We start from the raw sequence: 24,620 nt of genomic DNA, 5'->3' as shown, positions 1-24,620 counted from the left end.
TGACGCTCAGAGCGACTTGCCCGCGGCCACCATCGCCGTGCCCACGTGGTGACGAATCTCATCCACGCGCGCGTCCCAGCTCTCGTTGAAGATCTTCTCCGCGCGCTCACGGCTGGGGCCCGGGCCCTCCGCGAGGCACTCGTCCACCTTGGCCACGAAGTCCTCGGTGCCCTTGGCGATCTTGCACAGGCCCACCTTGCGGACCTCCGGCAGGTCCGTGGACACCACCGGCAGCCCCGAGGCCAGGTACTCGCGCACCTTGAGCGGGTTGGCGTTCAGCGTCAGCTCGCTGATCTTGAACGGCATCAGCGCCACGTCGAACGCGCGGCTGTACCCCGGCAGGTCCGCGTACGCCTTGCGGCCGAGCATGTGGATGTTCGGCTCGGCCCGCAGCTTGGAGTCATCACAGTCCGGCGTCGTCTTGCCGATGATGACCACCGAGCCCTCGGGATGCGCGCGCGCCGTGGCGATGATGGCGTCCTGGTCCACCCAGTCCGCCACCAGCCCGAAGAAGCCGATGACCGGCTTGGGCAGGTTCGCGATGTCCGCGGGGATGACCGTCGCCGGATCACACGCCTTCACGAAGTGACGGAAGTCCGTGCCGTGACGCACCAGCACCGTGCGCGGATTGACGCGGGACTTGTTGTCCCGGAGGCGCTCCGCGGAGGTGATGCACAGGTCCGCCCGCCGCAGGAGCCGGTCCTCGAGCTCCGCGATGTGCCGGCCGTTGGTGTCGCTGAAGGCGGAGAACTCGTCCACGCAGTGGTAGACGACGAACTCCTCGCCCAGCGTGCCCGACACGGGCGCCGACGCGGGCAGGAAGCTCCAGGAGATGGGCCGCTGGAAGTTCAGCTGCTTCATCGCCCGGCGCACCTGCATCCGGAGCAGCTCCCGGTTCGCCCCGCGCACCATCTCCGAGCCGTAGAACGGAATCGCCAGCGGCGACAGGACGTGGAGGTTGGGCTCCACCTCCCGCAGGCCCTGCGTGAAGCGCTCCAGCTTGGAGAAGATGCGCTTCACGTCGTGCGCGTTCGCCTTCGGCGCGCGGTTGCCGATGCTGTTCACCCAGAGGATGCGGTTGTCCTTGGAGAGGATCCGCATGATGTGGACCTTGGACAGCGGATCGCCGTCCCAGTCGTTGGAGAACACCACCAGGTCGCGCCCTCGGAGCGCCCGGCGCGTCAAGTCCAGGTCATCACTGCGCCGCATCTCTCATCTCCCCTGTGTCGGAATTCCTCGCGGGAGCCCCGCGAATCTCGTGTGAAGAACCGCTCATGCCGCGGGCGCCGCCTGCACGGGCGCGGACCGACGAGGCGACGACAGCGCCTCGTACAACTCCAGCAACACCGGCCCCACGTCGGGCGAAGCCACCTTCGCGGGCCCCGCCGCCACCGCCTCGGCGATGCGCGTCGAAAGCGACGCCGCGTCCCCCGCCCGGAACAACCGCGTCCCCTCCGGCCGCGCGCAGACATCGCTCGCCACACAGGGCACGCCCAGGGCCAGCGACTCGCGCACGGAGATGGAGTCCCCGTCGTGCGTCGTGGGCCGCAGGAAGACATCGCTGCGCGCGATGAGCCCCAGCGCCGCCGGGTGGTCCAACTCGCCCAGCGCCTCGAGCTGCCCCGCCACGCCCAGCTCGCGCGCGTCGCGGATGAACTCCTCGGAGTCCGTCCCGGGGCCGAACAGCGCCAGCCCCACGTCGGGATGTGACTCCATCAACTTGCGCAGCGCCCGGAAGGCCACCTTGCGCCCGTAGACGGGCGAGGGGTGGTGCGCCATCGTCAACAACGGACGCCGCCGGGCCCGCGCGGCCTCCACCTTCACGGGCACCTCGCCCGCCTGCACCTGCGAGGCACAGAAGGCCGGCTGCACCAGGATCTTCTCCGCGGGCACGCCGCACGACAGCAGCGCATCACGCACCGCGAGCGAGACAGCGATGATGCGCGTGTAGCCCGCGAGCGCCACCCGGGCGAACGCGCGCCGCGCCCCGGAGGCCGCCAGGTAGTCCGGCAGGAGCCCCGAGTGCAGCGTGATGAAGCGGGGCGCCCGACCCGCGGGCACTCCGGCCACCAGGGCCGCGAGCAGCCACGCCTTGGGGTTGTTCCCGCTGGTGTGGACATGCACCGTCCACCCCGAGGCGAGAAACCCGGTCAGCCTGAGGCCGAAGTGAGCCGGGCTTCGCACCGGGAGCACGTCCGGAACCGGCCGGCCGCCCTTCCCGATGTCCAGCACCTTCGCTTCGACCCCACGGCTGCGCAGGAACCGATGAAGTTGTTGAACGTGAATCGCCACGCCCCCGAACGGAGGCGGATGGTCTCCCACGAGGAGCACGCGCATGGCAGGCCCTAGCTCGGCACCGACGCCGAAGGAGGCACCGCGGACAGCGGCGAGCGACGCGGCAAGAGCCCCATCTCCCGCTGGTACGTGGTCAGCGGGTCCGGGTCCTGCCGGATGACCCGTGCGGGGATGCCCGCCACCACCGAGCCCGGCGCCACGTCCTTGAGCACCACGGCGTTGGCGCCGATGACGGCGAAGTCACCGATGTGGATGTTGCCGAGAATCTTGGCGCCCGCGCCCACCCGCACGTAGTCACCGATGATGGGCGCGCCCTCGATGCCCGAGCGTCCACCAATCGTCACCTGCTGCGAGATGAGGCAGTGGCGGCCAATCTTCGCCGCCTTGTGGATGACGACGCCGATTCCGCCGTAGCCCAGCTGCGTCCCCTCGCCGATGTCGGCCTCGTCCGGGACGTAGGAGCTGTGCAGGTAGTAGATGGCCTTGCGCAAGAGCGCGGGCAACAGCGGCACCTTCTTCAGCCGCAGACCGCGAGCCATCCGGTACAACGTCATCGCATCGACACCCATCCACGCCTCCCTGACCCAACCCTCGCGACGGGGAGCAACCTAGGTACCGCCCCCCCGAGAGGGAAGTAGGCCCCAGGCGCATCCCGACTTTTCCTCAGGCCGTCCTCCGGGGACGCAGCCCCGCGAGCACCGCCAGCGGCCGCACGCCCGCGACGTACAGCATCACCACGTAGCCCACCGAGAACAGCACCCCGGCCAACGCCAGCGGCAGCACGCGCCAGAAGAAGCCCTCGGGCAGGTGCCCCCAGGCCCCCTGCGCCGCCGCGCGGAGCACGAAGACGCCCAGGCCCGCCGCCCCCGCCGCCAGCGACGCGCGCCCCAGCTCCCGCCACGGGATGACGTCCACCAGACGCAAGGAGCGTCGGGGCGTGGACAGCGCCGCCGGAATCCGGGTGAGCAGCAGCACCTTGCCCACCACCTCCGCCACCGCCCACGAGCCGATGCCGCCCATCATCCCCAGGTGCTTCACGCCGAAGTACACCAGCGGCACCGTCACCGCCGCCTTCACCGCGTATGAGACGAAGATGGCCCGCGTCAGCCCGCGCGCCCGGAGCGTCCCGTCCATGGGCAGGATGGACAGCACCACCCCGAGCACGCTGATGCGGAACACGGGGACGGCCGGCAGGAACTTCTCGCCGAACAGCGCGCCGATGAACTCCGGCGCCGCGGCGAAGAGGAACGCCGCGAAGGGCAGGAACACATACGCCAGTTTCCCAGCCGCCTCGCGGAACGCGTCCACGCCCTCTTCCAGACGCCCTTCCCGCTCCAGCTCCCCCAGGCGCACCATCAGCACCTCGCTGGTGGGCGTGTAGAGCAGGTCCACCACGGGCAACTGGAAGCAGCCCACGCGGTACAGCGCGTACATCGCCGGCGCCACCGCGCCCGCCACCATGTACAGGTGCGCGTTCTGCTGGGGAATCGCCAGGAACATCGCCGCGCCGAACGGCGCCGCGTACGCAAGCTGCGCGCGCAAGAGCGGCCCGCTCACCAGGGGACCGCTGACGCCGCGCAGACAGACGACCCACGTCGCCACGAAGCGCAGCGCCGTGAAGCCACACACCGCCACCATCAGCCCGTGCAACGAGAAGCCGAGCAGCGGCGGCAGCACCATCACCGAGGCCCGCACGGCGTCCGACACCAGGTACACCACGGCCGAGGCCTTGGTGCGCCCCTGCGCCGTGAGCGACACCTCCAGCGGGAAGCTGCCCAACAGGAACGCGGTGTAGGCCGCCAGCTCCCACCGGTACTCGAGCAGCTGGGGATTGGAGAACCACCCCGCCACCGGGCCCATCAACAGCTGGACGAGCAGCCCGCCCACCAGGCCCGCGCCCGACATGAACAGCAGCGTCTGCCCCAGGTACGGCCGCTTCTCACCGGTGCGCGGCAGGAAGTAGTAGAGGCTCTGCACCACGCCGAACGGCAGCACGTAGTAGAGCGTCGTGGCGATGAGGAACAGCTGGTAGTACGTCCCGTACTCGTCCAGGTGCAGCACCCGGGCGAGCACGAGCGGAATGGACAGCGTCAGCCCGGCGGTGAACAACCGGGCCAACACCAGGGGACCGGCGCGGCCGAGGAACGAGCCCCCCGCCGCCGCCGGTGACGCGGCTCCGCTCACGGAGCCTCCTCCAGGGACACTCCGTCGGGCGTCGCCAGCACGTTGCCCAACAGGCTGCCGCGGAAGGAGTGGGTCCTGCGCCCCGGCACCGGGCGGCTCACGCCGAGCAACCCGAAGCAGTCATCCAACTGGCAGCCGGTGAGCGGCGACGAGTAGTCCCCGAGCATCCCCAGGCTGAAGTTCTCCCACAGCACCTTGCGCTTGAGGGTGAAGGGGTCCCCGCCGATGCGGTTGGGCAGGTCCTCCGTCGTCACGCCCGAGCGGAAGCCATTCGAGGCGAGCACGCGGATGACCTCGTCCGAGTACCACCCGTTGCAGTACGCGAAGTCGCGCACCTGGATGCCCACCTCCGCCTCGATGGTCCGCTTGGACTCCAGGATCTCCTGCTCCACCACGGCCTGGGGCTCCAGCGTCAACACCGTGTGCCCCAGCGTGTGCGCGCCGAACTCGAACCCGTCGCGCGCCATGCGGCGCACCTCGTCCCAGTTCATGACGTCGCCCTGCTCGGGCACCAGGTCCTGCCCACCGCCGAGCTGCTGCTCCAGCGCGTCGATGATGGCCGTCAGCACCCGCGTGGGGTGCTCCCCGATGAAGTCATCCAGCGCCGCGGACACCGTCTTCTGTCCGGAGAGGATGGGGCCGAGCAGCTCCATCGACGCCTCCGGCAGCGCCGCGTACACCGGGTGGTAGTGCCGCTCCTGCGCGCGCCTCAGCAGGTGGAAGAGGCGGTCGTGATTGAACCGCCGCTTCGTGCCGATGAACGCTGTTGGCAGATAGGTGATGGCCGGCACCCCCATCTGCTTCAGGATGGGGTACGCGTACCGGTACACGTCCCGGTACCCGTCGTCGAAGGTGATGACGCACAGGTCCTTCTTCGCCACCCTCTTGCCCGACATCACATCCACCGCGTCGCCAATCGACGCCAGCTCGAAGCCGGCCGCGGAGGCCTCCTCGAGATGACGTCGGAACGTCTCCTGGCTGATGAGCAACCCCGGGATGGAGCGCTGAAGCTCCCCGGTGAAGTCGCTCACCACGCGGTGATAACTCACGATGAGGATGCGCCTGCCACCCGACTGCACCCTCCGATAGGCCGCCATCGCCCGACGCATGCCGCTGTAGTGCAGCACGCCAGCGGCCGCCGCCTTGACCGCCCTCCGCAAGACCCTCGCCGTTGCCATCACGCCCTCCGCGGAAAAGGAACCCCTGGCCCACGTTCCCCTCAGGGAACTTCCAACTCGCGCGGGAGCCTTTGCAGGGGGGATGCCATAGCCGATTCAGGCGCCCGACGTCCGCGTTCGGGGGGAGGCCCGACGGGACGAGAGGGATGACGACGGTTGGACACGACGCCGCAGGGAAAGATGGCGGACCACGCGGGCACACCGTGCCCCACCCGTTGGAAAAACTTTCCTGTCTTCAGGGTCGCCCCACCCCTGGCCGGCCAGCCGCCCGGGTTTCACTGGATGACAGTTGCGATTCCGGATACGAACCGGCTTCCCGATGCCTTCCCACTCCGCCGCTCCCGCGCTCGCGTTGCATGACGTCAGCAAGCGCTATGGACGTCGCTGGGCGCTGGCGCGTTTGACGTACGCGCTCCCCGCCGGGCGCTCGCTGCTGCTCACCGGCCACAACGGCTCCGGCAAGACCACGCTCCTGCGCATGCTCGCCACCGCGCTGAGTCCCACCGCGGGCCGCGTGGAGGTGCTGGGCAAGGACGCCGTCGTCCACCGCGACGAGGTCCGCCGCGACGTGGCGCTCCTGTCCCACGCCAGCTTCCTCTATGAGGACCTCACCGCGCACCAGAACCTCACGGTGCTGGCGCGGCTGTTGGGGCACCCCTCGCCGAAGGACACGGCGGAGGGCCTGCTCGGACGGGTGGGCCTGGGCAAGCGCTCGGACAACCCGGTGCGCGGCTTCAGCGCCGGCATGCGCAAGCGCCTGGCCATCGCCCGGCTGCTCCTGAAGGCCCCCACGCTCGCGCTGCTCGACGAGCCCTTCGGCGAGCTGGACCCCGAAGGCATCCGGGAGATGGAGGGCATCATCGCCCAGCTCAAGTCGGACGGCGTCACGGTGGTGCTGGCCACGCACCTCATCGACCAGGGTCTGTCCCTGTGCGAGGAGCGGCTGCACCTGCAGGACGGACGGGCGGTATTGGCATGAAACTGCCAACAAGCCCCCCGCGTCCCCGGCCCATCGGCCTCATCGGCGCCACGCTGGCGCTGCTGCGCAAGGACCTGCTCATCGAGTGGCGCACGCGCGCGCGCCTCAACGCCATCGTCTTCTTCGCGATGGCCACGCTGCTGATGTTCTCCTTCGCGCTGGGCCCGGACACGCGCCTGTTGGAGAAGAACGCCGGCGGCTACTTCTGGCTGGCCATCCTCTTCGCCAGCGTGCTCGCCCTGGGCGAGTCCTTCCGCGTCGAGTCGGAGAACGCCTGCATGGACGGCGTGCGCCTGGCCCCCGCGGACCCGCGCGCCATCTACCTGTCCAAGGCCCTGGGCAACGCGCTGCTGCTCATCGCGCTGGGCCTCCTGCTCCTGCCCGTCATGGTGGCCCTGTACGGCGTCCAGGTGGTCATGGGTGTGGTGGACCTGGGCAGTGTGCTGGTGCTCGGAAGCCTGGCCCTCAGCGCACCGGGCACTGTCTACGCCGCGATTTCCAGCAATGCCCGGGCAAGGGATGTGCTCCTGCCTCTGCTATTGTTCCCGCTGGTCATCCCTGCCCTGCTGTCCGCGGCCAAGGCGACCACGCTCGTATTGCAGGGAGACCCCATGAATCAGTTGGGCTCATGGCTAGGGCTTTTGCTCGGTTTCAATCTGATTTACTGGGGCGTGGGCTTCATGCTCTTCCCTCGCATCATCGAGGACTGACGGATGAACAAGCTCATCAAGTGGGGCCTCCCGGTGGTGGGCCTGGGCGTGCTCGCGGCGGGCTGGTGGTTGGGCCTGGCGTGGGCGCCTCCGGACCGGGAGATGGGTGACGTGCAGCGCATCATGTACGTGCACGTGCCACTCCAGTGGATGGCCATGCTGGCCATGTTCCTGAACTTCGTGATGGCGGTGTCACACCTGCTCAAGTCCAAGCCGGGCTGGAAGCTGGACTCCACGGCGGAGTCGGCGGCCGAGGTGGGCTTGCTGCTGGGCGCGCTGGGCATGGTGACCGGGGCCATCTGGGGCCGCCCGACGTGGGGCGTCTACTGGTCGTGGGACCCGCGCCTGACGTCGGAGGCCATCATGCTGGTGACGTACACCGGCTATCTGGTGCTGCGGCGCTTCGTGGAGGACCCCGACAAGCGCGCGACGTGGAGCGCGGTGGTGGCCATCCTGGGCGCCATCAACCTGCCCATCGTCTGGTTCTCGGTGCGCTGGTGGCGAAGCCTGCACCAGGTGCAGTCGAGCCCGAAGACGGTGGATCCGCAGATGGTGCTGCCGCTGCGCGTGTCGGCCATCGGCCTGCTGCTGCTCACCATCGCCATGCTCGTCTACCGCTACCGCATCGCCCTGGCCGAGCGCCAGGCGGAGGTGGCGCTGCCGGACGCGCTGCCCGCCGCGGGCGCGCCGGATGTCCACAACACCCCGAAGGTGGCCTGACCATGACGACGCTGACGACGCTGGGAGTCCTCGCCCAGGCCGCGGGCCAGGTGGGAAGTGGCCGCATCCAGGGGGGCTGGGGCTATGTCTGGGCGTGCTACGGCATCACCGTGGCGGCGCTCGTGCTTTACTCGCTGTCCCTCTGGCTGCGCCGGCCCCAGGCCCCGCAGGACGCGAAGGAGTAGGTGGTCATGACGCCTGTCGCCCGTAATCGGATCTTCGCCCTGGGAGCCCTGCTCGTCGCGGGAGCTGGCCTGGGCTTCGTCGCCTTCGGCAACATCGGCGAGAACCTCGTCTACTACTGGAGCCCGGCGGAGATGCTGGCCCAGGGTGACAAGGCCTACACGGCCACCATCCGCCTGGGCGGCGTGGTGCAGCCGGGCAGCATCCAGTGGAACGCCGAGCACACCACCCTGCACTTCCGCGTCGCCAACGACGTGACGGAGGGCGCGGCCAGCGTGCTGGTGCGCTCCACGGAGACGCCGCCGCAGATGTTCCGCGACAAGATTGGCGTCGTGGTGGAGGGCACCTACGACGCGTCCGGCGTGTTCAGCTCCAACCGGCTGATGGTGAACCACTCGAACGAGTACCGCGCCCCCAAGGAGGGCGAGGACCCGAACAAGTGGCGTGAGACGCTGTCGGACGGCACGACGACGGCGAGCGCGACGCCCGGAGCGGAGGCGCGGTGAACGGCTCGCTCGGATATGGACTGGTGCTCGGAGGGCTCGCGTTCGCGACCTTCGGCGCGCTGGTCGGCCTGGTCACCGGCCTGCGCCGCAGCGAGGCGGGCTTCCCGTGGGTGATGCGCGCGGTGTGGGGCTTCGCCGGCTGCATGATCGCCGCGAACCTGGTGATGGTGTACGCGCTCGTCTCGCACGACTTCAGCGTGAAGTACGTGGCGCAGGTGGGCAGCCGGGACACGCCGCTGCTCTACACGGTGGTGTCGCTGTGGAGCGCGCTGGAGGGGTCCATCCTCTTCTGGGGCTTCATCATGGGCGCGTACGTCGCGGCGTTCGCGTGGCTGCACCGCCGCGAGCACGCGCGCTACATGTCGCTGGCGCTGGGCACCATGCTGGCGGTGGGCGTGTTCTTCACGTTCCTCATCGCGGGCCCCGCCAACCCCTGGGGCGCCGTGTCGCCGGTGCCGCCGGACGGCCCGGGTCCCAATCCCCTGCTGCAGAACCACATCCTGATGGTCATCCACCCGCCCTTCCTCTACCTGGGCTACGTGGGCATGACGGTGCCGTTCGGCGTGGCGGTGGCGGGCCTCTTGCGCGGTGAGATTGGCGAGGCGTGGATGGCGCCCCTGCGGCGCTGGACGCTGGTCGCCTGGTTGTTCCTGTCCATCGGCATCATCCTCGGCGCGTGGTGGGCCTACGCCGTGCTCGGCTGGGGCGGCTACTGGGCGTGGGACCCGGTGGAGAACGCTAGCTTCCTGCCGTGGCTGACGGCCACCGCGTTCATGCACTCGACGATGGTGCAGGAGCGCAAGCGGATGCTGAAGCTGTGGACGCTGTCGCTCGCGCTGGCGTCCTTCGTGTTGACCATCCTGGGCACGTTCATGACGCGCTCGGGCATCTTCAACTCGGTGCACTCCTTCACCCAGTCGGACATCGGCCCCACGTTCCTGGTGTTCCTGGGCGTGCTGTTGGTGGTGTGCATCGGCCTGCTGGCGGTGCGCGGACCGCTGCTCGTGCCCGAGGGCCGGATGAGCTCGCTGGTGTCGCGCGAGGCGAGCATCCTGGTCAACAACCTGGTGTTCGTGGCGATCACCTTCACGGTGCTGCTGGGCACGCTCTATCCGCTGGTGTCCGAGGCGGTGCGCGGCGTGCGCGTCAGCGTGGGTGAGCCGTACTTCAACAAGATGGCGGTGCCGGGCGGCATCGCGGTGCTGTTCCTGATGGGCGTGGGCCCGGTGCTGCCGTGGGGCACGCCGGACAAGGCCACGCTGCGCCGGCAGTTCATCATCCCCGCGGTGGTGGGGCTCATCGTGACCGCGGTGTGCTTCGCGGTGGGGCTGCGCGGCGTCTACCCGCTGCTCACCTTCGGGCTCGCCGGCTTCGTCACCGTCGTCACGCTGCGGGAGCTGGTGGCGCCGGTGCGCGTTCGCATGTCGGAGCGCAAGGAAGGGCTGTTCACCGCGCTCGTCACCAGCGCCACCAAGGCGCAGCGCCGCTTCGGCGGCTACGTGGTGCACCTGGGCATCGTCCTCATCATCGTCGCGGTGGCCGCGTCGTCCGCGTACGTGAAGCACACGTCCGGCACGCTGAAGAAGGGCCAGACGATGCAGCTGGACGGCTACCAGATGAAGTACCTGGGGCTGATGAGCGGCGAGGAGCCGCACCGCACCTTCGTGGCCGCGCGCGTGGAGGTGACGACGCCGGGCGGCAAGGTCACGGAGATGAAGCCCCGGCTCAACTACTACGAGCGGAGCACGGACCCCATCGGCACGCCCGCGGTGCGCGAGACGGCGGGCGAGGACTTCTACCTCTCGCTCATGGCCTTCTCCGAGCAGGCCGGCAACGCCAGCTTCAACGTCTGGGTCTTCCCGATGGTGGGGTGGATCTGGTGGAGCATCCCGTTCCTGGTGCTGGGCACGCTCATCGCCATCTGGCCGCGTCGCAGGGCGGCGGTGGCGCTGTCGAGCGCGGAGGTCGGCGCGAGCATCGCCGGGGGTGACGCGGAACGGGGGGCGGCATGAAGCGCTGGCGCTACACGCTGGGCTTCGTCGTCCTCTCCCTGGCGCTGCTGACGGTGCTCTACAAGGGCTTCGGGCGCAACCCGCACGAGGTGCCCTTCATGCTGACGGGCAAGCCCGCGCCGGACTTCGTGCTGCGCTCGCTGACCAGCAACGAGCGGGTGAGCCTGGCGGACCTGAAGGGCCGCCCGTTGGTCATCAACTTCTGGGCGTCCTGGTGTGTGCCGTGCCAGTACGAGCACCCGGTGCTCGAGTGGGGCCATCGCGAGTACGGCTCGAAGGCGGTGTTCCTGGGCGTGGTGTTCGAGGACTCCGAGGACAACGCTCGCGCCTTCCTGCGGCGCCAGGAGGCCAAGTTCCCGCAGCTCATCGACCCGCGCTCGCGCATGGCGGTGAGCTATGGCGTGGCGGGGGTGCCGGAGACGTACTTCATCGACCCGTCGGGCATCATCCGAGGCAAGCACGTGGGGCCCATCGACCCGGAGTCGCTCACCCGCCGCATCCGGGAGATTACGACCAGCTCGCCCGCCGCCGAGGCCCAGCGTCCGTAGGGGCAGCAACCGTTACCCTTGCTTCACGTGGGGCCTCTCGCTTCCGGTGAAAACCTCGTGTTATTCCACGACTTGCGTTGACCGTGAGGGCTCCCCCCGCCCTCCGCACAGCAAGGTGGGTTCATGCGGTGCCCGGAGTGCGGTGAGTCCTCGAACGCGCGGCTGAAGTACTGCGAGAACTGCGGCGGCAAGATGCCGGAGAGCCCCCAGGGGCTGACGGGCTCGCGCCCCGCGCTGCGGACGAACTCCACGCGGCGGGCCACGGAGGGGCCGTCCTACGCGGCGGACATCCTCGACGAGGCGGAGGCCCACAGCCAGGGCGCCGCCTACGTGCCCGCGGGCACCCGCGACACCACGGAGGACACGGACCCGGGCCAATCGCGCCCCGGCTACGACGGCCCCAAGTGGCTGGCGAGCGTGCCGGCGCACTCGCAGAGCGTCGTGGGGCTCGCGGTGCTGTCGTTCGCGCTGGCGCTCTCCATCCTCCCCTCCTTCGACGGCGTGGGCGTGGTGGGCGCGCTGCTGGCGGTGGTGGGCGCGGTGCTGACGCTGGCGCGGGAGCTGCGGCTCGCGGGCGAGGCCCAGGGCGTCACGAAGCTCTTGCCGGAGGTGCTCTACCGTCCGGAGATTCCCGCGGCCTTCTCCGCGCTGCTGGCGGCGCTGAGCTTCCGCATGCTGGGGATTGGCGTGATGCCCGTGCTGTGGCTGTTGGCCTCGGGGCTCATCATCCATGACCAGTGGCGCAAGGTGATTTCCGGACCGGATGGCGTGCTCGCGCGGTGGTTCGATTTGCGCCAGCTGCTGGTGATGCCGTCGGTGCTCACGCTCGGCGGCGTGGGGCTGGCGCTGCTGACGCTGTTCGCGCCCTGGGCCACGCTGAGCACGCTGCCGGAGGTGCCGGACGCGCCCGTGCCCTCGGGCCCGCCGGAGCTGCGGGTCATCGGCGCGCAGAAGGCCGCGGACGACGTGCTGTACTCCGCGAACGCCGGCACCATCACGCTGACGGGCTGGGATTTGTCCGGCGCGGTGCTGGTGGAGCTGCTGCTGCTGTCGGTGCTGGCGCTGCTCGCGCTGAGGCCCGAGGTGTCCCGTCCCGCGTGGACGCGCTTCGCGCCGGTGGGTGTGCTGGGCGTGGGGCTGCTCTGGGCGCTGTTGCACCTGAAGCTGTCGCCCGGTCCGTTCATCTTCGTCGTGGGCCTGGCGGCCATGGGCGTGCAGGCCGTGCGTCAGCTGCGGGAGTCGCAGGAGGCGCTGGCCCCGGCGCCCGCGTACGACGACAGCGTCGATGTGACACAGCGCGAGGAGGACCCGGAGCCCGAGCCCGAGGACATGTATCCGGATGACGAGGGAAACCCGGATGACATGGGTCCGGATGACGAGGGAAACCCGGATGACATGGGCCCGGACGACGAGGAGGAGCCCAAGCCGCGTGGCCGTTGAGGTAGAGGGGAGGCATGTCGTCCACTCCTCCCCTCCCCCCTGGCGCGGTCGCCTTCGTGGACCGCTGGCGTGAGCTGTTCGATGCGCGTGACTGGGCTGCCCTGCGGGCCCACGAGCATCCCGACTTCCCGGAGTCCGGTCCGCCCAAGCAGAACGACAGCTTCATGCGGGGGCTCGGCCAGGGTGGCTACCGGGTCGCGAGCGCGAAGCTGAAGCCCTTCGTACAGCCCAAGTGGTCCATCTTCCGTACGACGCGATTGCACCCGCAACCGACGTACTGGTGTGACCTGGTTTTGAAGAACGAGAAGGGACACCAGACCGAGGCCTTCCTCTCCTTGGCCCCATGGGAGGGCACCGAGGGCGCCTTCCGCGCGTCGTACTACGTCGAGCTTCCGCCAAAGAAGAAGGTCGCTCCGCTGGACCTGGGCAAGGAGAAGGCGCGCGTCTCGAAGTTCCTGGCCAAGACGGTGAAGGACTTCGCGCGGAGCAACAAGGACCCGCGGCCCGTTCAACGACTGGGGCTCCGGTACTCCACCGACAACGGGTCGCTGAACGTGGGCTTCGACCTGAACCCCGCTTCAGAGCCGGGCGAAGGGATGACCCATGACGACTTCGCGGAGCTGCTCGTCCCCCGGTGGCCGGATGTGCAGGAGCACAGGCCCGCGGTGGTGGGGCTCGACGGCGTGAAGCTCGCGGCCCGCGATGATGGGACGTGGGGCACGCCCGAGACCCATGCGCGACTCGAGGTGTACCTGGGGAAGATGCTCGTCGCGATGCTGCTCGAGATGCGCGACAGCGGCCAGTTCGAGGCCCTCCGCGCCTCGGACACCGTGGAGCTGGGCGTCGAGGAGTCCGAGGGCCACTTCGGCTGGCCCGACTACGAGGAGCGCGGGCGCGAGAACCGACTGACGGCGAAGCGCTGACCCTGTCAGCCTCCACGCGCCCGTCGTCGCGGGCCGCGCTCCGCGTCCCACGCGAAGTCCAGCCGCTCATCGAGAGACGCCAGCGCCCCACGCGAGCGGACGTGAAGATGCCGCGCCCCTGGGGCCAGTCCCTCAACGCCCCCGCGCTCTCGAGGAAGCGGTCCTCCGCCGAGAAGCGACCATGCCGCGCCTTCAACTCCTCTCGCTCGTCCTCCTGACGTGTCCGCGACGAAGCCAGACACGTCAAAGGCTCGCGTGACGAGTCATCACGCGAGCCCGGTGATGCAGCGCCACTCAGGGAGCCTTCTTCGCCTCGGGTGCGTCCAGCTCCTTGAGCGCCTTCTCCGCGTTCGTGTTGGACGGGTCCAGCTCCAGCGAGCGGCGATAGCTCGCCTTCGCCAGGGCCTTGTCCCCCTGGGCCAGGTACGCCTCGCCCAGGCTGTCGTGGACGTTCCCGTCCTGGGGGAACTGCTCCACGTTGGCCTTGAAGATTTCGATGGCCTCGGGTCCCCGGCCCGCGCGCAGCAGGTCATACCCGACGCGGTTGAGCTGCCCCGGCCCGAAGAAGAACTCGGCGCCCGCCTTGCTGCCCTTGAGCTGCTTGTACGTGGCCAGCGCCTGCTGCGCGGTGCCCGTGGCCAGGATGCGCGAGACCTCGTCCGCGATGGACTTGAGCGGCGGCTTCGGTGCGACACCGTTCAGGATGCTCAGCACGCCGGCGGACAGCGGCCGGGGGCTCGCGCCGCGCCCCACGTTGGAGAGCGCGACGACGACCTGCTTCTTCTCGGGGACCCGCACGAAGAAGGAGCTGAACCCGTTGATGCCGCCCCCGTGGGAGACGGCCGCCAGCTTCGTCTTGCCGTCATCCAGCTCGAACGGCTCCATCGACACCCCGAAGCCGTAATGGTCCAGGCCCGGCGTCGTCATCTTCTGCTTCAGCTCCGCCGACAACACGGTGGTGCCCTGCAGCGCCTTGTCCCACAGGTACAGGTCCTCCACCGTCGAGTACATGGAGCCCGCCGCGTACGGCAGCCCCATGTCCAGGTAGTCCGCGTTGACGTACTGGCCCGACTTGAAGTCGTAACCCGCCGCGCGCTTGGGCAGCACCGTCGCGCTCACGTCGTAGCCCGTGTTCTTCATGCCCGCCGGCTTGAAGATGCGCTCCTCCAGCACCTGCGCGTACGTCTTGCCCGTCACCTTCTCGATGATGGCGCCCAGGAGGAAGTAGCCCGAGTTGTTGTACGCGTACTTCGTCCCCGGCTCGAACTGGAGGTCGCCCGAGCAGTGCTCCTTCACGAACGCGGCGACGGTGAAGGGGTCTCTGGCCACGTCGCCGAACTTCGGGTTCGACGTGTAGCTGGGGATGCCGGAGGTGTGGTTCAACAGGTGCGTCACCGTGACGCGCGAGCCCGTGTCCTGACGGTAGTCCGTCAGGTACTTCGTCACCGGGTCCTCGAGCCCCACCTTGCCCTCACCCACCAGCTGCAGGATGAGCGTGGCGGTGAACTGCTTGGTGACGGAGCCGATGCGGAACTTCGTGTCGGGCCCGGCGGCAATCCCCCACTCCATGTCCGCCTGGCCGTAGCCCTTCTTGAGGACGATGCCCGTCTCGTCCGCGACCAGCAGGCTCCCGTTGAACTGGTTGAGCGCGTGGTACCTCGCGGCCAGCCGATCCACCGCCTCCTTGTCCTTGCGGCTCGCCGCCGCGGCCGGGGAGACCGCCAACAAGAACCCCAGGCCCACCGCGACACCCGCATCCATCCATCCGTGCTTCATTCCACGCTCCAAGGAAGTCGAGACGCGCTGTGCCCCGGCGGCGCCTCCTGATCCACCGGGAACGAACCGGGCGGCCAACCATTGCGTCGTGGCCCATGCCGCCCCCCGCCCCGCTCCACGCGGTGACGGATGCCCACCTACAGCCCGGGGAGCGGGGCAGGCGCCCGGCGCTCAGGTTTCGCTGTCCAACACCGGGCGGTAGCGCTAGTTAAGACGGCTTCCGGGAGTTCCGATGACCGCCGCCCTGCTGTCCCTGACCCTCGCCTTCGGCCTCGTCACCGGCCAGTTCGCGCCCCAGCAGGCCGGGAGTGAACCTCTCGCCCCCGCCTTGGAGGAGCGCGTCCAGAAGCTCGGCAAGACGCTGCGCTGCGCGGTCTGCCAGGGCCTCTCCATCTCCGACAGCCCGTCCTCCATGGCCCGCGCCCAGCTGGACATGGTCCGCGAGCTCGTCTCCGAGGGGAAGAGCGACCAGGAGGTGGTCGAGTTCTTCGTGTCCCGCTACGGCGAGTGGGTCCTCCTGGAGCCCAAGGCCGAGGGCTTCAACTGGTTCGTCTGGCTGGGCCCCGTCGCGCTGCTCATCGTGGGCGGCTTCGTCATCTGGAGACAGCTCCAGCAGGGCCCCGCCCTGGAGCCCACCGCCCAGGCCACCTCGCCTTCCGCCCCCGCCGCCCCGGGTGGCACCCCTTCCGCGGCGGATGACGCCGACCCCTACCTCCAGGCCGTGCGCCGGGAGCTGGAGCGCTAAGCCATGCAGCCTCAGCCTACGAACTGGTTGCCCGGAATCATCGTCCTCGCCGTGGCCTTCGTCGCCGCCGCCGCGTGGCTCCTCTACATGCGCAGCCGGGGCGCCATCGCCGCCACCCCGCCCGAGCCGTCCAAGGACGGCGTGCTCGACGATTTGAGCCAGCGCGCCCAGTCCCTCATCGACCAGCTCCGCGCGCTGGAGGCCGACAAGCACAACCTGGCCCCCGAGCAGTACGCCACGGAGAAGTCCCGCCTGGAGCGCGAGGCCGCCGGCGCCCTGCGCGCCAAGGACGAGCACCTCAAGCGCAAGGCCACCACCCGCGGTGAGAGCCGCCCCCGCGCCCGCGAGCTCCCCGCCCCCACCGGCTGGTCCGCGCGCAACCCCCAGCTGTCGGGCGCGCTGTGGGGCGCCGGCATCGTCCTGTTCTTCGGCGGCCTGGGCTACCTGCTCGTCTCCGAGCAGCAGACCCGCGTCGACGGCCAGGAGGCCACCGGCCGCATGCCCCCGGGCGGCGCCGGACAGCAGGCGCAGCAGCAGGGCGGCGGCATGGGTGACCCCCAGGAGCAGGAGCTCGCCCAGGCCCGCGCGCGGCTGGAGTCGAACCCCGGTGACCTGGACGCCGCGTCCATGCTCAGCCACGAGCTCATCCGCCGCCAGCAGTTCGAGGAGGCCGCGCAGGTGACGGCCAAGGGGCTCGCGGTGGACCCGTTCCACGTCGAGCTGCGCGTGCACCGCGGCGTGCTGCGCGCCACCAAGGGCGACCTGCAGGGCGCCGAGGCCGAGCTGACCGAGCTGGTCAACACCTGGCCGGACGCGCAGGAGGCCCTCATCTTCCTGGGCAGCCTGGCCCTGCGCCGCGACGACAAGCCCAAGGCCCTGGAGCACTTCGAGCGATTCTCCGTCGAGGTGCCCCGCAACATGCAGCCGCCCCAGCTGGGACCCGCCATCGCCCAGCTCCGCGCGGACATCGCCAACGTGCCCTGAAACAAGGCTCCTGTAACACAGTCACTACAGTTTATCCGGGACTGATGTCATCTCCGTGGTAGACATGTCTCGCCGTCCCCCCGTCGTTGGTAGGGAGCTCGACATGTTCAAGTACTCCGCGAAGCTGGCCTGTGTCGTCGCGTTGGTCCTGAGTGGTTGTGGTGGTGCCCCGGAGCAGCAGCCGTCCGAGACGCAGACGCTCGAGTCGACCGAGCAGGGCCTCATCTGGGCCTGTGACGGCACGCGCTCGTTCAACCGCTACTGGAAGGTGAACGGCGTCGAGGTGGGTCGCGAGTACTGCGACTGCGACGGCACGCTCTCCGAGTTCGGCCAACTCACGGGCCGCTACTCGCAGACGCAAAACTTCTACTGCAACTAGCCGCACCCGTCGGCGCCCCGCTCCGTTTGCGGGGGCGCCGACTCCACGCGAGGCCGTGTCAGTGCACCGCCGCGCGGCGCCGACGCAGCCGGCGGACCTTCTCCACCCACGTGCCCGGCAGCACCTGCTTGGCGGCGTTGCGGCCCTTGCGCGCCAGCTCCTCCGCGCGCGAGTACCACGGCCCCGCCTTCGTGCCCGAGTGCACGCGCACCGACACCGTGCGCCGCTGCTTCGACACCCAGTCGGACTTGTACGTCTCCGTGCCGCGCAGGAAGTCGTACTCGGTGAGCCCCGCCGCCAGCGCGTCCTTGAAGCTCTCCCCCACCAGCACCAGGCCCACGCTGCGGTTGCGCCACGCCGGATCGTACCCGGACTGGAAGTACACGAAGCGATTGCCGTGGACGATGCCGTACACGGAGGCCACCGCCTTGCCGCCCACCTTCATCGTGTACAGCCACAGCCGGCCGCGCTCCGCCAGCCACTGCGTGGCGTCACGGTGGAAGGCCTCCACGCCCGAGCCCTTGATGCCCTGGGAGCCGCCGTCCTCGGCCCACCGGGCCGAGTGCAGCCGGAAGAAGTCCGTCATCGGCCCGGCCAGCTCGCCCGGGGCCTCCGTGCGCTCGATGCGGTAGCCCTCCTGCTTCTCCAGCCACTTGCGCCGGCGCAGGTAGTTGTCGCGTCGGCCCGTGCGCTTGAGGAACGCGTCGAACGGCTCGCGCGGGTCCAACACGTCGTAGGGACACACGTACCGCTCCGACAGCCGCACGTCGTGTCCCTGGAACACCTCGCGCAGCACGTCCACCGTGACGGAGTCCTCCCGCAGGTCCGTCAGGTCCAACACGTCCCACTCCTCGCGCAGCGCCACCAGCATCCGCGCGAAGGACTCCGCCACGTCGCGCTCCAGCCCGCGCCGCGCCACCACGTCCAGGTAGTCGCTGCCCACGTGCGTCTCGCCCAGGAAGCCCAGGCGACGCACCGGCACCCCCGCCACGCGGCGCGTCTCCAGCCCCAGCGGCAGCAGCCCCACCAGCATGCCCGCCGCGTCGCGCGCGGTGAGCACCAACGGGCGCCGCTCCGGCGCGATGCGCCGACACCACGGGTACAGCCACTCCCACGCATTGAAGGGGCCCGCGTCGCTGGCATCCAGCAGCGCGTCCCACTCGGCCCTCATCCCCGCCAGCGCGGACAGACTGCCCACGGCGCTCACGTCCAGCCGCCGCGCGGCCTTGGGCCCCTGCCTCAGCTCGTCCTCGCGAATCACCGCCCGCCTCCTCGGAGGGGACCTTTCGCCCCTCCCATCCCCGCACTCCGACTCAACCCGCGCGCTTCTTCGTCCGCTTCTCCGCCCGCATCGCGTCGCGCACCACCGAGGCCACGTCCGCCATGACCTCCGGCGACAAATCCTGGTGGCACGGAATCTCCACGATGCTGCGCCGCAGCTGCGCGACCTCCGGGAAGGCCGCCGCGTCACACGCCGGATGGAAGCGCTTCCAGAAGTCGATGGCGTCGATGCCCTTGGCCCTCAGCCGCGCCAGCACCTCCGCCTTCTCCTGCACCACCATCGGGTAGAACAGCGGGCAGCTCCCCGCCGGCAGCTGATTGAACAGCGGCGTCGACACGTCGCGCAGCCGGCCCAGCAGGTAGAAGTAGTTGCGACGGCGCTTCTCGACGATGGACTCCAAATCTTGCGCCAATGCAATCCGCTTGGTCAGCGGGCTCATGCCCAGGTCCACGTGCTTGCGGTCGAAGTGCTGCGTGCCGGTGGCCACCCGCTCGATGCTCGCCGCCTTCACCGTGCCGTGCCCCACCGTGCGCACCAGCCCGCGCAGGCCGCGGCCCACCGCGCCGCCGCGCAGCTCCAGGTTCTGCAGGAGCGCGGACACCGTGTGGCTGAACGTCGACGCGGACGGCGGCGCCGGAGGCTCCGGCAGGCTGTACGAGCGCGGCCCGTTCACCACCAGCGCGCCCCCGTTGGGCACCGGCAGCGTCTTGTACAGACAGAAGATGCCCACGTCGCCCGTCGTCCCCAGCGGCACCGCGCCGTCGGACGAGAGCAGCGACAGCGCGCAGTCCTCGATGAGCACCAGCCCGTGCTGGTCGGCCAGCTTGCGCATCTCCGCCGCCGGGCCCGGGAAGCCCGCGTAGTGCGTCAGGTACAGCGCCTTCGTCTTCGGGGTGATGCGCCGGGCCACGTCCTCCAGGTCCACGTCCCAGCGGCTGCCCACGCGGTAGAAGCGCGGCGTCGCGCCCGCGTCCACCAGCGCCTCCACCTCCACGCCGTGGTGGTAGGACGGCATCAGCACCTCGCCGTTGTCCAACCCCAGCATCTTCACCGTCAACCACACCGCGTTGCGGGCGAAGTAGAAGTAGCGGACGTTGGGCGAGGAGAACGGCGGAAGCGAGCCTGGCCTCGGCTTGGACACCAGCATGTGGGGCCACAGCGTGGGCAGCGACGGAACGAACAGCCGGCCCGAGGGAGTCATCGCTTCCATTTCGCCACCACCTCTTTCACCGCGGGGGTCCACCGGAACTTCGCCGCGCACAGCGCCCGGCCGAAAGCCGTGTCATTGAAGATGTAGAGCCACGTGTGGCGCCGGACCTGGTCCGTCCAGTCGCGCTTCCACACCATGTCCGGCCCCAGGAAGTCGAACTCGCCGAGCTTCCGGTCGATGCACGTCCCCACCACCTCCTCCATCAGGAGCTGACCGGGGCTGCACTCGCGCAGTTGCTCGTCGTAGCCGGGCTTGAGCAGGAAGTAGCGCCCGCCGTGCTCCAGGCCGTAGTGGAAGGCCACGGGCCGTCCGTCCAGCCGCAGGAAGTACAGCGCCAGCTTCCCCCGGTACGCGGCGTCGCGCGCCAGCTCCGTGTAGAAGCCCCGCGTCGCCGTGTCCTGCGCCATGGCCGTGCCGCGCTCGCCCTTCCAGCCGCTCTGCTCCAGCAGGAAGCCCTCCTCGAGCGTGCCCTCCAGGCCCTGTCCACCGTCCACCCGCTCGAAGGTGACCTTCCCCTTCTCCTCGAGCTTGCGGCGACGACGCCGGCAGTTCGCCTTGAACTTGGATTGGAGCGACGCCTGGAACTTCTCGCGCGTGCCCGGCAGCGGGATGTACGGCGACTGCAGCGACTCCCACGCGCCCACCGGCATGCGGGCCGCCTGCGCCGCCGCGTGCACCCGCCACGCCGCGCCGCCGTCCGGCACGTCCGTCAACCGCAGCACGTCCCACCCGCCCTGCTGACGCAGATGGGACAGGAACATCGCCGCGGCCGCGTCCGGCTCGCGGGCCAGCAGGTCGAACCGGCACGAGTGCGTGTTCGCCGCCGCGGAGAGCTGCCGCACCGGCACGCCGTACAGATTCGTACGCTCCTCCCACAGGGGCAGCGCCGCGCAGAGCTGGCCTTCGCTGTTTCGCAGCGTCAGCATGCGCAGCCGCGCCCCCGGCGCGAAGTTGTCCAGCCAGATGCGGATGAACTCGTGGCGGTAGAACAGCTCGTCCGTCGTGGCCTCGACGAGCGCGTTCCACTCCGACTCCAGGGCCATGAAGGCCGCGCGGTCATCGATTTCGACGACACGCGGCCCGGGACTGCTCAGGGTTGCTTCCATGTTCGGGCGCCCAAGGTGGTGATGGGGTTGCTCGGCTACAAGCCGCTGCGCGCCATCTTCAGCAGGCAGGCGGCGACCTTGCGGCTGTCGTGTCGGATCCTGGACCCCTCCTTGAGGAGGTCCGCCCGCACCGGCACCACGCCCGCGGCGATGAGCTCGCGCGTGTCCACGTTCACCGTGAACGAGCCGCGCCGCCCGTAGCGCCGCATGGCCTCCGGCGAGGGCTCCGTGCCATTGACGAGCACCGCGTCCAGCACCGGCCCCACGTGCTCGCGCACCGCCTGCACGTGGTCCAGGCAGGACATGCCGTCCGTCTCACCCGGCTGCGTCATCAGGTTGGCCACCATGACCTTGAGCGCGCGCGTCTCCTTCAGCGCCTGGGCCACGCCGTCCACCAGGAGGTTGGGCAAGAGGCTTGAGTACAGCGAGCCCGGGCCGATGACCACCAGGTCCGCGGCGTAGATGGCCTCCAGCAGGCCGTCCACCGGCGGCGGCGAGCGCGGGCTCAGGGACACCTTGCGCACCCGGCCCTGGGCGCGGCAGATGTTGCGCTCGCCCACCACTTCCGTGTCGTCGTGCATCTGCGCCACCAGCTGCACCGAGGCCAGCGTGCACGGCAGCACGTTGCCCCGCGCGCCCAAGAGCTCCCCGGACATGCGCACCGCCTCCAGGAAGTCGCCCTTGAGCTCCGCGAGCGCGGCGATGAGCAGGTTGCCCACCGCGTGCCCGGCCAGGCCCCTCGCCCCGCCGAAGCGGAACTGGAACACGTCCTTGAGCGCGCTCTTGCCACCGGCGAGCGCCACCAGGCAGTTGCGGATGTCACCGGGCGGCAGCGCGCCGTGCAGCCGGCGCAGGCGCCCGGAGCTGCCACCGTCGTCGCTCATGGCCACCACCGCGGTGATGTCCACGCCCGGGTCCCCGGCCTTCGGCGTCGCGCGCCGCGCCAGGCCTCGCAGCACCATGGGCAGCCCCGTGCCGCCGCCGATGGCGACGATGCGCGTGGGCCGGTCCACCTGGGACTGCAAAAGCTCGTTGCGCTCCGTCTCCCGCTCCAGCTCGCGCTCACGACGGGCGCGCGCATCCTCCCACGACTCAGGGAGCGGCGAATCCATGTCCATCCCCACCATGTCCCAACCCCCATCCACGACGCCCGACCCGCCACCCCTGGCGGGTCCCCTAGGGCCCCCTCCCCTCACGAGGAGGGGGGCCCGCGGGAGGTGTACCTAACGAGCTCCACGACCGAGAAGAACATGTCTCACGGTGTGGAAGATGATTCCCACATCGAGGAACAACGAGCCGTTCTTCACGTAGTACAGGTCGAACTCCAGCTTGTTGCGCGCGTCCTCCACCGAAGCCCCGTAGGGGTAGCGAATCTGGGCCCAGCCCGTCAGGCCCGGCTTCACCGCCTCGCGAAGCCCATAGAAGGGAATCTGCTGCTTGAGCTGCTCGACGAACACGGGCCGCTCAGGCCGCGGACCCACGAAGCTCATCTCCCCCATCAGCACGTTGAACACCTGCGGAATCTCGTCGATTCGCGTGCGGCGGATGAACTTGCCCACCCGCGTGACACGGTCATCGTTCGCCCGCGCCCACACCGCGCCGTTCTTCTCCGCGTCCGTCCGCATGCTGCGGAACTTCCACAAGTAGTACGTCGCGCCGCCCAGGCCCGTGCGCTCCTGCCGGTAGAACACCGGGCCCTTCGAATCCAGCTTGATGGCCACCGCCACCAGAAGCAGGAACGGTGCCGACAACGTGAGCAGGAGAGACGCCACCGCCAGGTCGAAGGCCCGCTTGAACGCCCGACGCAGCGGCGACACGGTGAGCTCATCGGCGAAGGCGAAGTCGCTCGCCCGGAGGAACTGCACGGGAATGCGCCGCAGCACCCGCTCGCAGAACCCCGTCGCGTCGTACACGCGACGTCCCTGCAGTCGGCAGATGAGCAGTGAGTCCACCCAGTTGGCCCCGCGCATGTCGTCAGCAGCCTGCACGACATATGCCGCGCCCAGACGGGCCGCCATCTGGTCCAGCGGCTCCGCGCTCGAGCGCGGGTCCACCAGGCCGATGACGCGGTAGCTGCCCTCGCCGCCCGCCTCGATGGCGCTCGCCACCGCGCGGGCCTTGAGGCCGTCACCGACGATGAGGACCGAGTCCGGCGCGCCGACCAGCGCGCGGATGGACACCCGGACCACCAGCGTGCCCGCCAGGGCGCCCATCGCCCCACCGAGCAGCGCCCCCGGAGGAAGCGCCACGGGGAAGAGCAGCGGCGCCACCAGCATCAGCCCGCCCGTCACCATGGCCGTGACACCCGCGGCCTTCAGGAAGCGGTAGCCCCGCGCCCGGTCCTCCGCGGCGACGCGCAAGTCATACAAGTCCAACAGGTACAGCGTGAACTGGAACGTGACGACGAAGGCCGCGCCCAGTCCCATCAACGTGGGCCACAGCGCCGCCATCGGCGGCCGGGTGCCCTCGGGCGCGAAGAGTGCCGCACAAGCCGCCGCGCCCATCACGCAGGCCAGTGCGATTGCCGAGCTCTCGGCGAGAAAAAACGTCAGCTTCTTGGCTGAAAAATAGTGGTGAAAGACGCGGAGCACTTGCCCCTCCGACCAACCCGCCCGACTCACGACGACCCGCCCCCCCGACAAAGCCCTCCGCCCCATCCCCCGTCACCAGGAGCTGGGGCGGAAGGTCTTCCGCCTCTACTTCTGCTTCTCGTAGTTCTTCAGGTACGGCGTGGCGTGCACCTCCGCGCCGTTGAGGACGCAGCCCAGGATGGGCGCGCCGGCCAGCTGCTCCACCGCCTGGTGCACCGTCTTGCCCGGCGTCACGTTGGCGCGGATGACCATCAGCACGCCGTCCACCTGGTGGCCCAGGATGGCCGCGTCGGCGAAGGGCAGCGTGGGCGGCAGGTCGATGTACACCTCGTCGAAGCCCTCACGCACCGCCTTGAGGAACTGCTTCATGCGAGGGCTCGCCAGCACCTGCGACGGCTCCTCCGGCGTGGCGCCGGCGGGGATGAGCGCCAGGCGCGTGGAGTTGAAGCGGCGCACCACGTCGCGCACCTCCACCTCGCCCGTGAGCAGCTCCGCCAGGCCCGTCTTGTTGCGCACCCCCAGCGTGTTCGCCACCCCGCCGCGCCGCAGGTCCGCGTCCACCAGGAGGATGCGCCGTTCCGGGTTCGCCCGGGCGGCCGCCATCGCCAGGTTGACGCTGGTCACCGTCTTGCCCTCACCCGGCATCGCCGAGGTGAGCGCCACGACCTTCATCGGCCGCAGCTCCCGCATCCGCTCCAACCGGTAGTACAGGCTGCGGTACTGCTCCGCCGCCGCCGAGGCCGGCGCCGTGAGCGTCACCACTCGCCGGTCCACCGCGTTCGGATTCGCCGCGTTGTCATCCACCCGGGGGAGGAAGTTTCCCGCCCGCTCCATCGTCTGGTCCATGTCCGTCTTCCGTCCTTTCCGTG

General features: G+C 69.8%; 24 protein-coding genes. 12 read left to right on the top strand and 12 right to left on the bottom strand.

Annotated elements, in window-relative coordinates:
- Positions 1 to 6: 6 nt before the first annotated feature.
- The 5 genes from exoP to exoL form a co-directional block, all read right to left on the bottom strand.
- The gene (gene exoP / locus LXT21_RS14365) at positions 7 to 1,209 is read right to left on the bottom strand and encodes a spore coat polysaccharide biosynthesis glycosyltransferase ExoP (RefSeq protein ID WP_254038709.1); all 1,203 of its coding nucleotides are present in this window, start codon (positions 1,207 to 1,209) and stop codon (positions 7 to 9) included.
- Between the two features lie 63 nt (positions 1,210 to 1,272).
- On the bottom strand, positions 1,273 to 2,337 hold the full coding sequence (locus tag LXT21_RS14360; RefSeq protein ID WP_254038708.1) for a glycosyltransferase family 4 protein: 1,065 nt from the start codon (positions 2,335 to 2,337) through the stop codon (positions 1,273 to 1,275).
- 8 nt (positions 2,338 to 2,345) lie between these two features.
- Positions 2,346 to 2,864, bottom strand: coding sequence for a serine O-acetyltransferase (locus LXT21_RS14355; protein WP_046714337.1), 519 nt, complete (start codon positions 2,862 to 2,864; stop codon positions 2,346 to 2,348).
- Between the two features lie 94 nt (positions 2,865 to 2,958).
- Entirely contained in the window at positions 2,959 to 4,479 is a 1,521-nt protein-coding gene (exoM, locus tag LXT21_RS14350) for a spore coat polysaccharide flippase ExoM (protein ID WP_254038707.1), read from the bottom strand.
- Positions 4,476 to 5,576 (bottom strand): spore coat polysaccharide deacetylase ExoL, encoded by a 1,101-nt coding sequence (exoL, locus tag LXT21_RS14345; protein ID WP_323394564.1) that lies wholly within the window; start codon positions 5,574 to 5,576, stop codon positions 4,476 to 4,478. The genes exoM and exoL overlap by 4 nt, the downstream gene beginning before the upstream one ends.
- A 400-nt stretch (positions 5,577 to 5,976) precedes the next feature.
- Here exoL and ccmA point away from each other — a divergent pair, with 400 nt between their 5' ends.
- The 9 genes from ccmA (at position 5,977) to LXT21_RS14300 (ending at position 13,678) form a co-directional block, all read left to right on the top strand.
- Complete coding sequence (gene ccmA, locus LXT21_RS14340) at positions 5,977 to 6,636, top strand: heme ABC exporter ATP-binding protein CcmA (protein ID WP_254038706.1); 660 nt, start codon at positions 5,977 to 5,979, stop codon at positions 6,634 to 6,636.
- Positions 6,633 to 7,346: a heme exporter protein CcmB gene (locus LXT21_RS14335; protein ID WP_254038705.1), complete on the top strand. Its 714-nt coding sequence runs from the start codon at positions 6,633 to 6,635 to the stop codon at positions 7,344 to 7,346. The genes ccmA and LXT21_RS14335 overlap by 4 nt, the downstream gene beginning before the upstream one ends.
- A gap of 3 nt (positions 7,347 to 7,349) precedes the next feature.
- Positions 7,350 to 8,066, top strand: a complete 717-nt coding sequence (ccsA, locus tag LXT21_RS14330; RefSeq protein WP_254038704.1) for a cytochrome c biogenesis protein CcsA — start codon at positions 7,350 to 7,352, stop codon at positions 8,064 to 8,066.
- Positions 8,067 to 8,068: 2 nt separating this feature from the next.
- On the top strand, positions 8,069 to 8,251 hold the full coding sequence (locus LXT21_RS14325; RefSeq protein WP_248546622.1) for a hypothetical protein: 183 nt from the start codon (positions 8,069 to 8,071) through the stop codon (positions 8,249 to 8,251).
- Positions 8,252 to 8,257: 6 nt separating this feature from the next.
- Complete coding sequence (locus LXT21_RS14320; protein ID WP_254038703.1) at positions 8,258 to 8,755, top strand: cytochrome c maturation protein CcmE; 498 nt, start codon at positions 8,258 to 8,260, stop codon at positions 8,753 to 8,755.
- The gene (locus tag LXT21_RS14315) at positions 8,752 to 10,767 is read left to right on the top strand and encodes a heme lyase CcmF/NrfE family subunit (RefSeq protein WP_254038702.1); all 2,016 of its coding nucleotides are present in this window, start codon (positions 8,752 to 8,754) and stop codon (positions 10,765 to 10,767) included. Before LXT21_RS14320 ends, LXT21_RS14315 begins: the two co-directional genes overlap by 4 nt.
- On the top strand, positions 10,764 to 11,315 hold the full coding sequence (locus LXT21_RS14310; protein WP_254038701.1) for a TlpA family protein disulfide reductase: 552 nt from the start codon (positions 10,764 to 10,766) through the stop codon (positions 11,313 to 11,315). The genes LXT21_RS14315 and LXT21_RS14310 overlap by 4 nt, the downstream gene beginning before the upstream one ends.
- A gap of 123 nt (positions 11,316 to 11,438) precedes the next feature.
- Positions 11,439 to 12,755 carry a zinc ribbon domain-containing protein gene (locus tag LXT21_RS14305; RefSeq protein ID WP_254038700.1) on the top strand — a complete coding sequence of 439 codons (1,317 nt, stop codon included), beginning with the start codon at positions 11,439 to 11,441 and terminating at the stop codon, positions 12,753 to 12,755.
- Positions 12,756 to 12,769: 14 nt separating this feature from the next.
- Positions 12,770 to 13,678: a hypothetical protein gene (locus tag LXT21_RS14300; RefSeq protein ID WP_254038699.1), complete on the top strand. Its 909-nt coding sequence runs from the start codon at positions 12,770 to 12,772 to the stop codon at positions 13,676 to 13,678.
- Between the two features lie 294 nt (positions 13,679 to 13,972).
- Here LXT21_RS14300 and LXT21_RS14295 read toward each other — a convergent pair whose 3' ends face one another.
- A complete protein-coding gene (locus LXT21_RS14295) occupies positions 13,973 to 15,454 on the bottom strand; it encodes a serine hydrolase (protein ID WP_254038698.1) in 1,482 nt (493 codons plus the stop codon).
- Between the two features lie 232 nt (positions 15,455 to 15,686).
- Between LXT21_RS14295 and LXT21_RS14290 the strand changes: the two genes are divergently transcribed.
- The 3 genes from LXT21_RS14290 (at position 15,687) to LXT21_RS14280 (ending at position 17,562) form a co-directional block, all read left to right on the top strand.
- A complete protein-coding gene (locus LXT21_RS14290; RefSeq protein ID WP_254038697.1) occupies positions 15,687 to 16,199 on the top strand; it encodes a cytochrome c-type biogenesis protein in 513 nt (170 codons plus the stop codon).
- A 3-nt stretch (positions 16,200 to 16,202) separates the two neighbouring features.
- Positions 16,203 to 17,183, top strand: a complete 981-nt coding sequence (locus LXT21_RS14285; RefSeq protein ID WP_254038696.1) for a tetratricopeptide repeat protein — start codon at positions 16,203 to 16,205, stop codon at positions 17,181 to 17,183.
- 103 nt (positions 17,184 to 17,286) lie between these two features.
- Positions 17,287 to 17,562 carry a hypothetical protein gene (locus tag LXT21_RS14280; protein WP_254038695.1) on the top strand — a complete coding sequence of 92 codons (276 nt, stop codon included), beginning with the start codon at positions 17,287 to 17,289 and terminating at the stop codon, positions 17,560 to 17,562.
- Positions 17,563 to 17,620: 58 nt separating this feature from the next.
- Here LXT21_RS14280 and LXT21_RS14275 read toward each other — a convergent pair whose 3' ends face one another.
- From LXT21_RS14275 to LXT21_RS14250, 6 genes are all read right to left on the bottom strand, one after another.
- Positions 17,621 to 18,823: a GNAT family N-acetyltransferase gene (locus LXT21_RS14275; RefSeq protein ID WP_254038694.1), complete on the bottom strand. Its 1,203-nt coding sequence runs from the start codon at positions 18,821 to 18,823 to the stop codon at positions 17,621 to 17,623.
- A gap of 52 nt (positions 18,824 to 18,875) precedes the next feature.
- Positions 18,876 to 20,045, bottom strand: a complete 1,170-nt coding sequence (locus LXT21_RS14270) for a DegT/DnrJ/EryC1/StrS family aminotransferase (protein ID WP_254039108.1) — start codon at positions 20,043 to 20,045, stop codon at positions 18,876 to 18,878.
- Positions 20,042 to 21,160 carry a GNAT family N-acetyltransferase gene (locus LXT21_RS14265; RefSeq protein ID WP_254038693.1) on the bottom strand — a complete coding sequence of 373 codons (1,119 nt, stop codon included), beginning with the start codon at positions 21,158 to 21,160 and terminating at the stop codon, positions 20,042 to 20,044. Before LXT21_RS14265 ends, LXT21_RS14270 begins: the two co-directional genes overlap by 4 nt.
- 35 nt (positions 21,161 to 21,195) lie before the next feature.
- Entirely contained in the window at positions 21,196 to 22,287 is a 1,092-nt protein-coding gene (locus LXT21_RS14260; protein WP_254038692.1) for a gluconeogenesis factor YvcK family protein, read from the bottom strand.
- A gap of 96 nt (positions 22,288 to 22,383) precedes the next feature.
- Entirely contained in the window at positions 22,384 to 23,751 is a 1,368-nt protein-coding gene (gene exoE, locus LXT21_RS14255; RefSeq protein WP_254038691.1) for a polyisoprenyl-phosphate hexose-1-phosphate transferase ExoE, read from the bottom strand.
- A gap of 105 nt (positions 23,752 to 23,856) precedes the next feature.
- A complete protein-coding gene (locus tag LXT21_RS14250; protein WP_254038690.1) occupies positions 23,857 to 24,597 on the bottom strand; it encodes a CpsD/CapB family tyrosine-protein kinase in 741 nt (246 codons plus the stop codon).
- Positions 24,598 to 24,620 lie beyond the last annotated feature (23 nt).

It is taken from the genome of Myxococcus guangdongensis (assembly GCF_024198255.1).
GTDB classification, from domain to species: Bacteria; Myxococcota; Myxococcia; order Myxococcales; family Myxococcaceae; genus Myxococcus; species Myxococcus guangdongensis.
The sequence above is the reverse complement of the archived record's forward strand: the minus strand, read 5'-3'. Positions and strand labels throughout refer to the sequence as shown.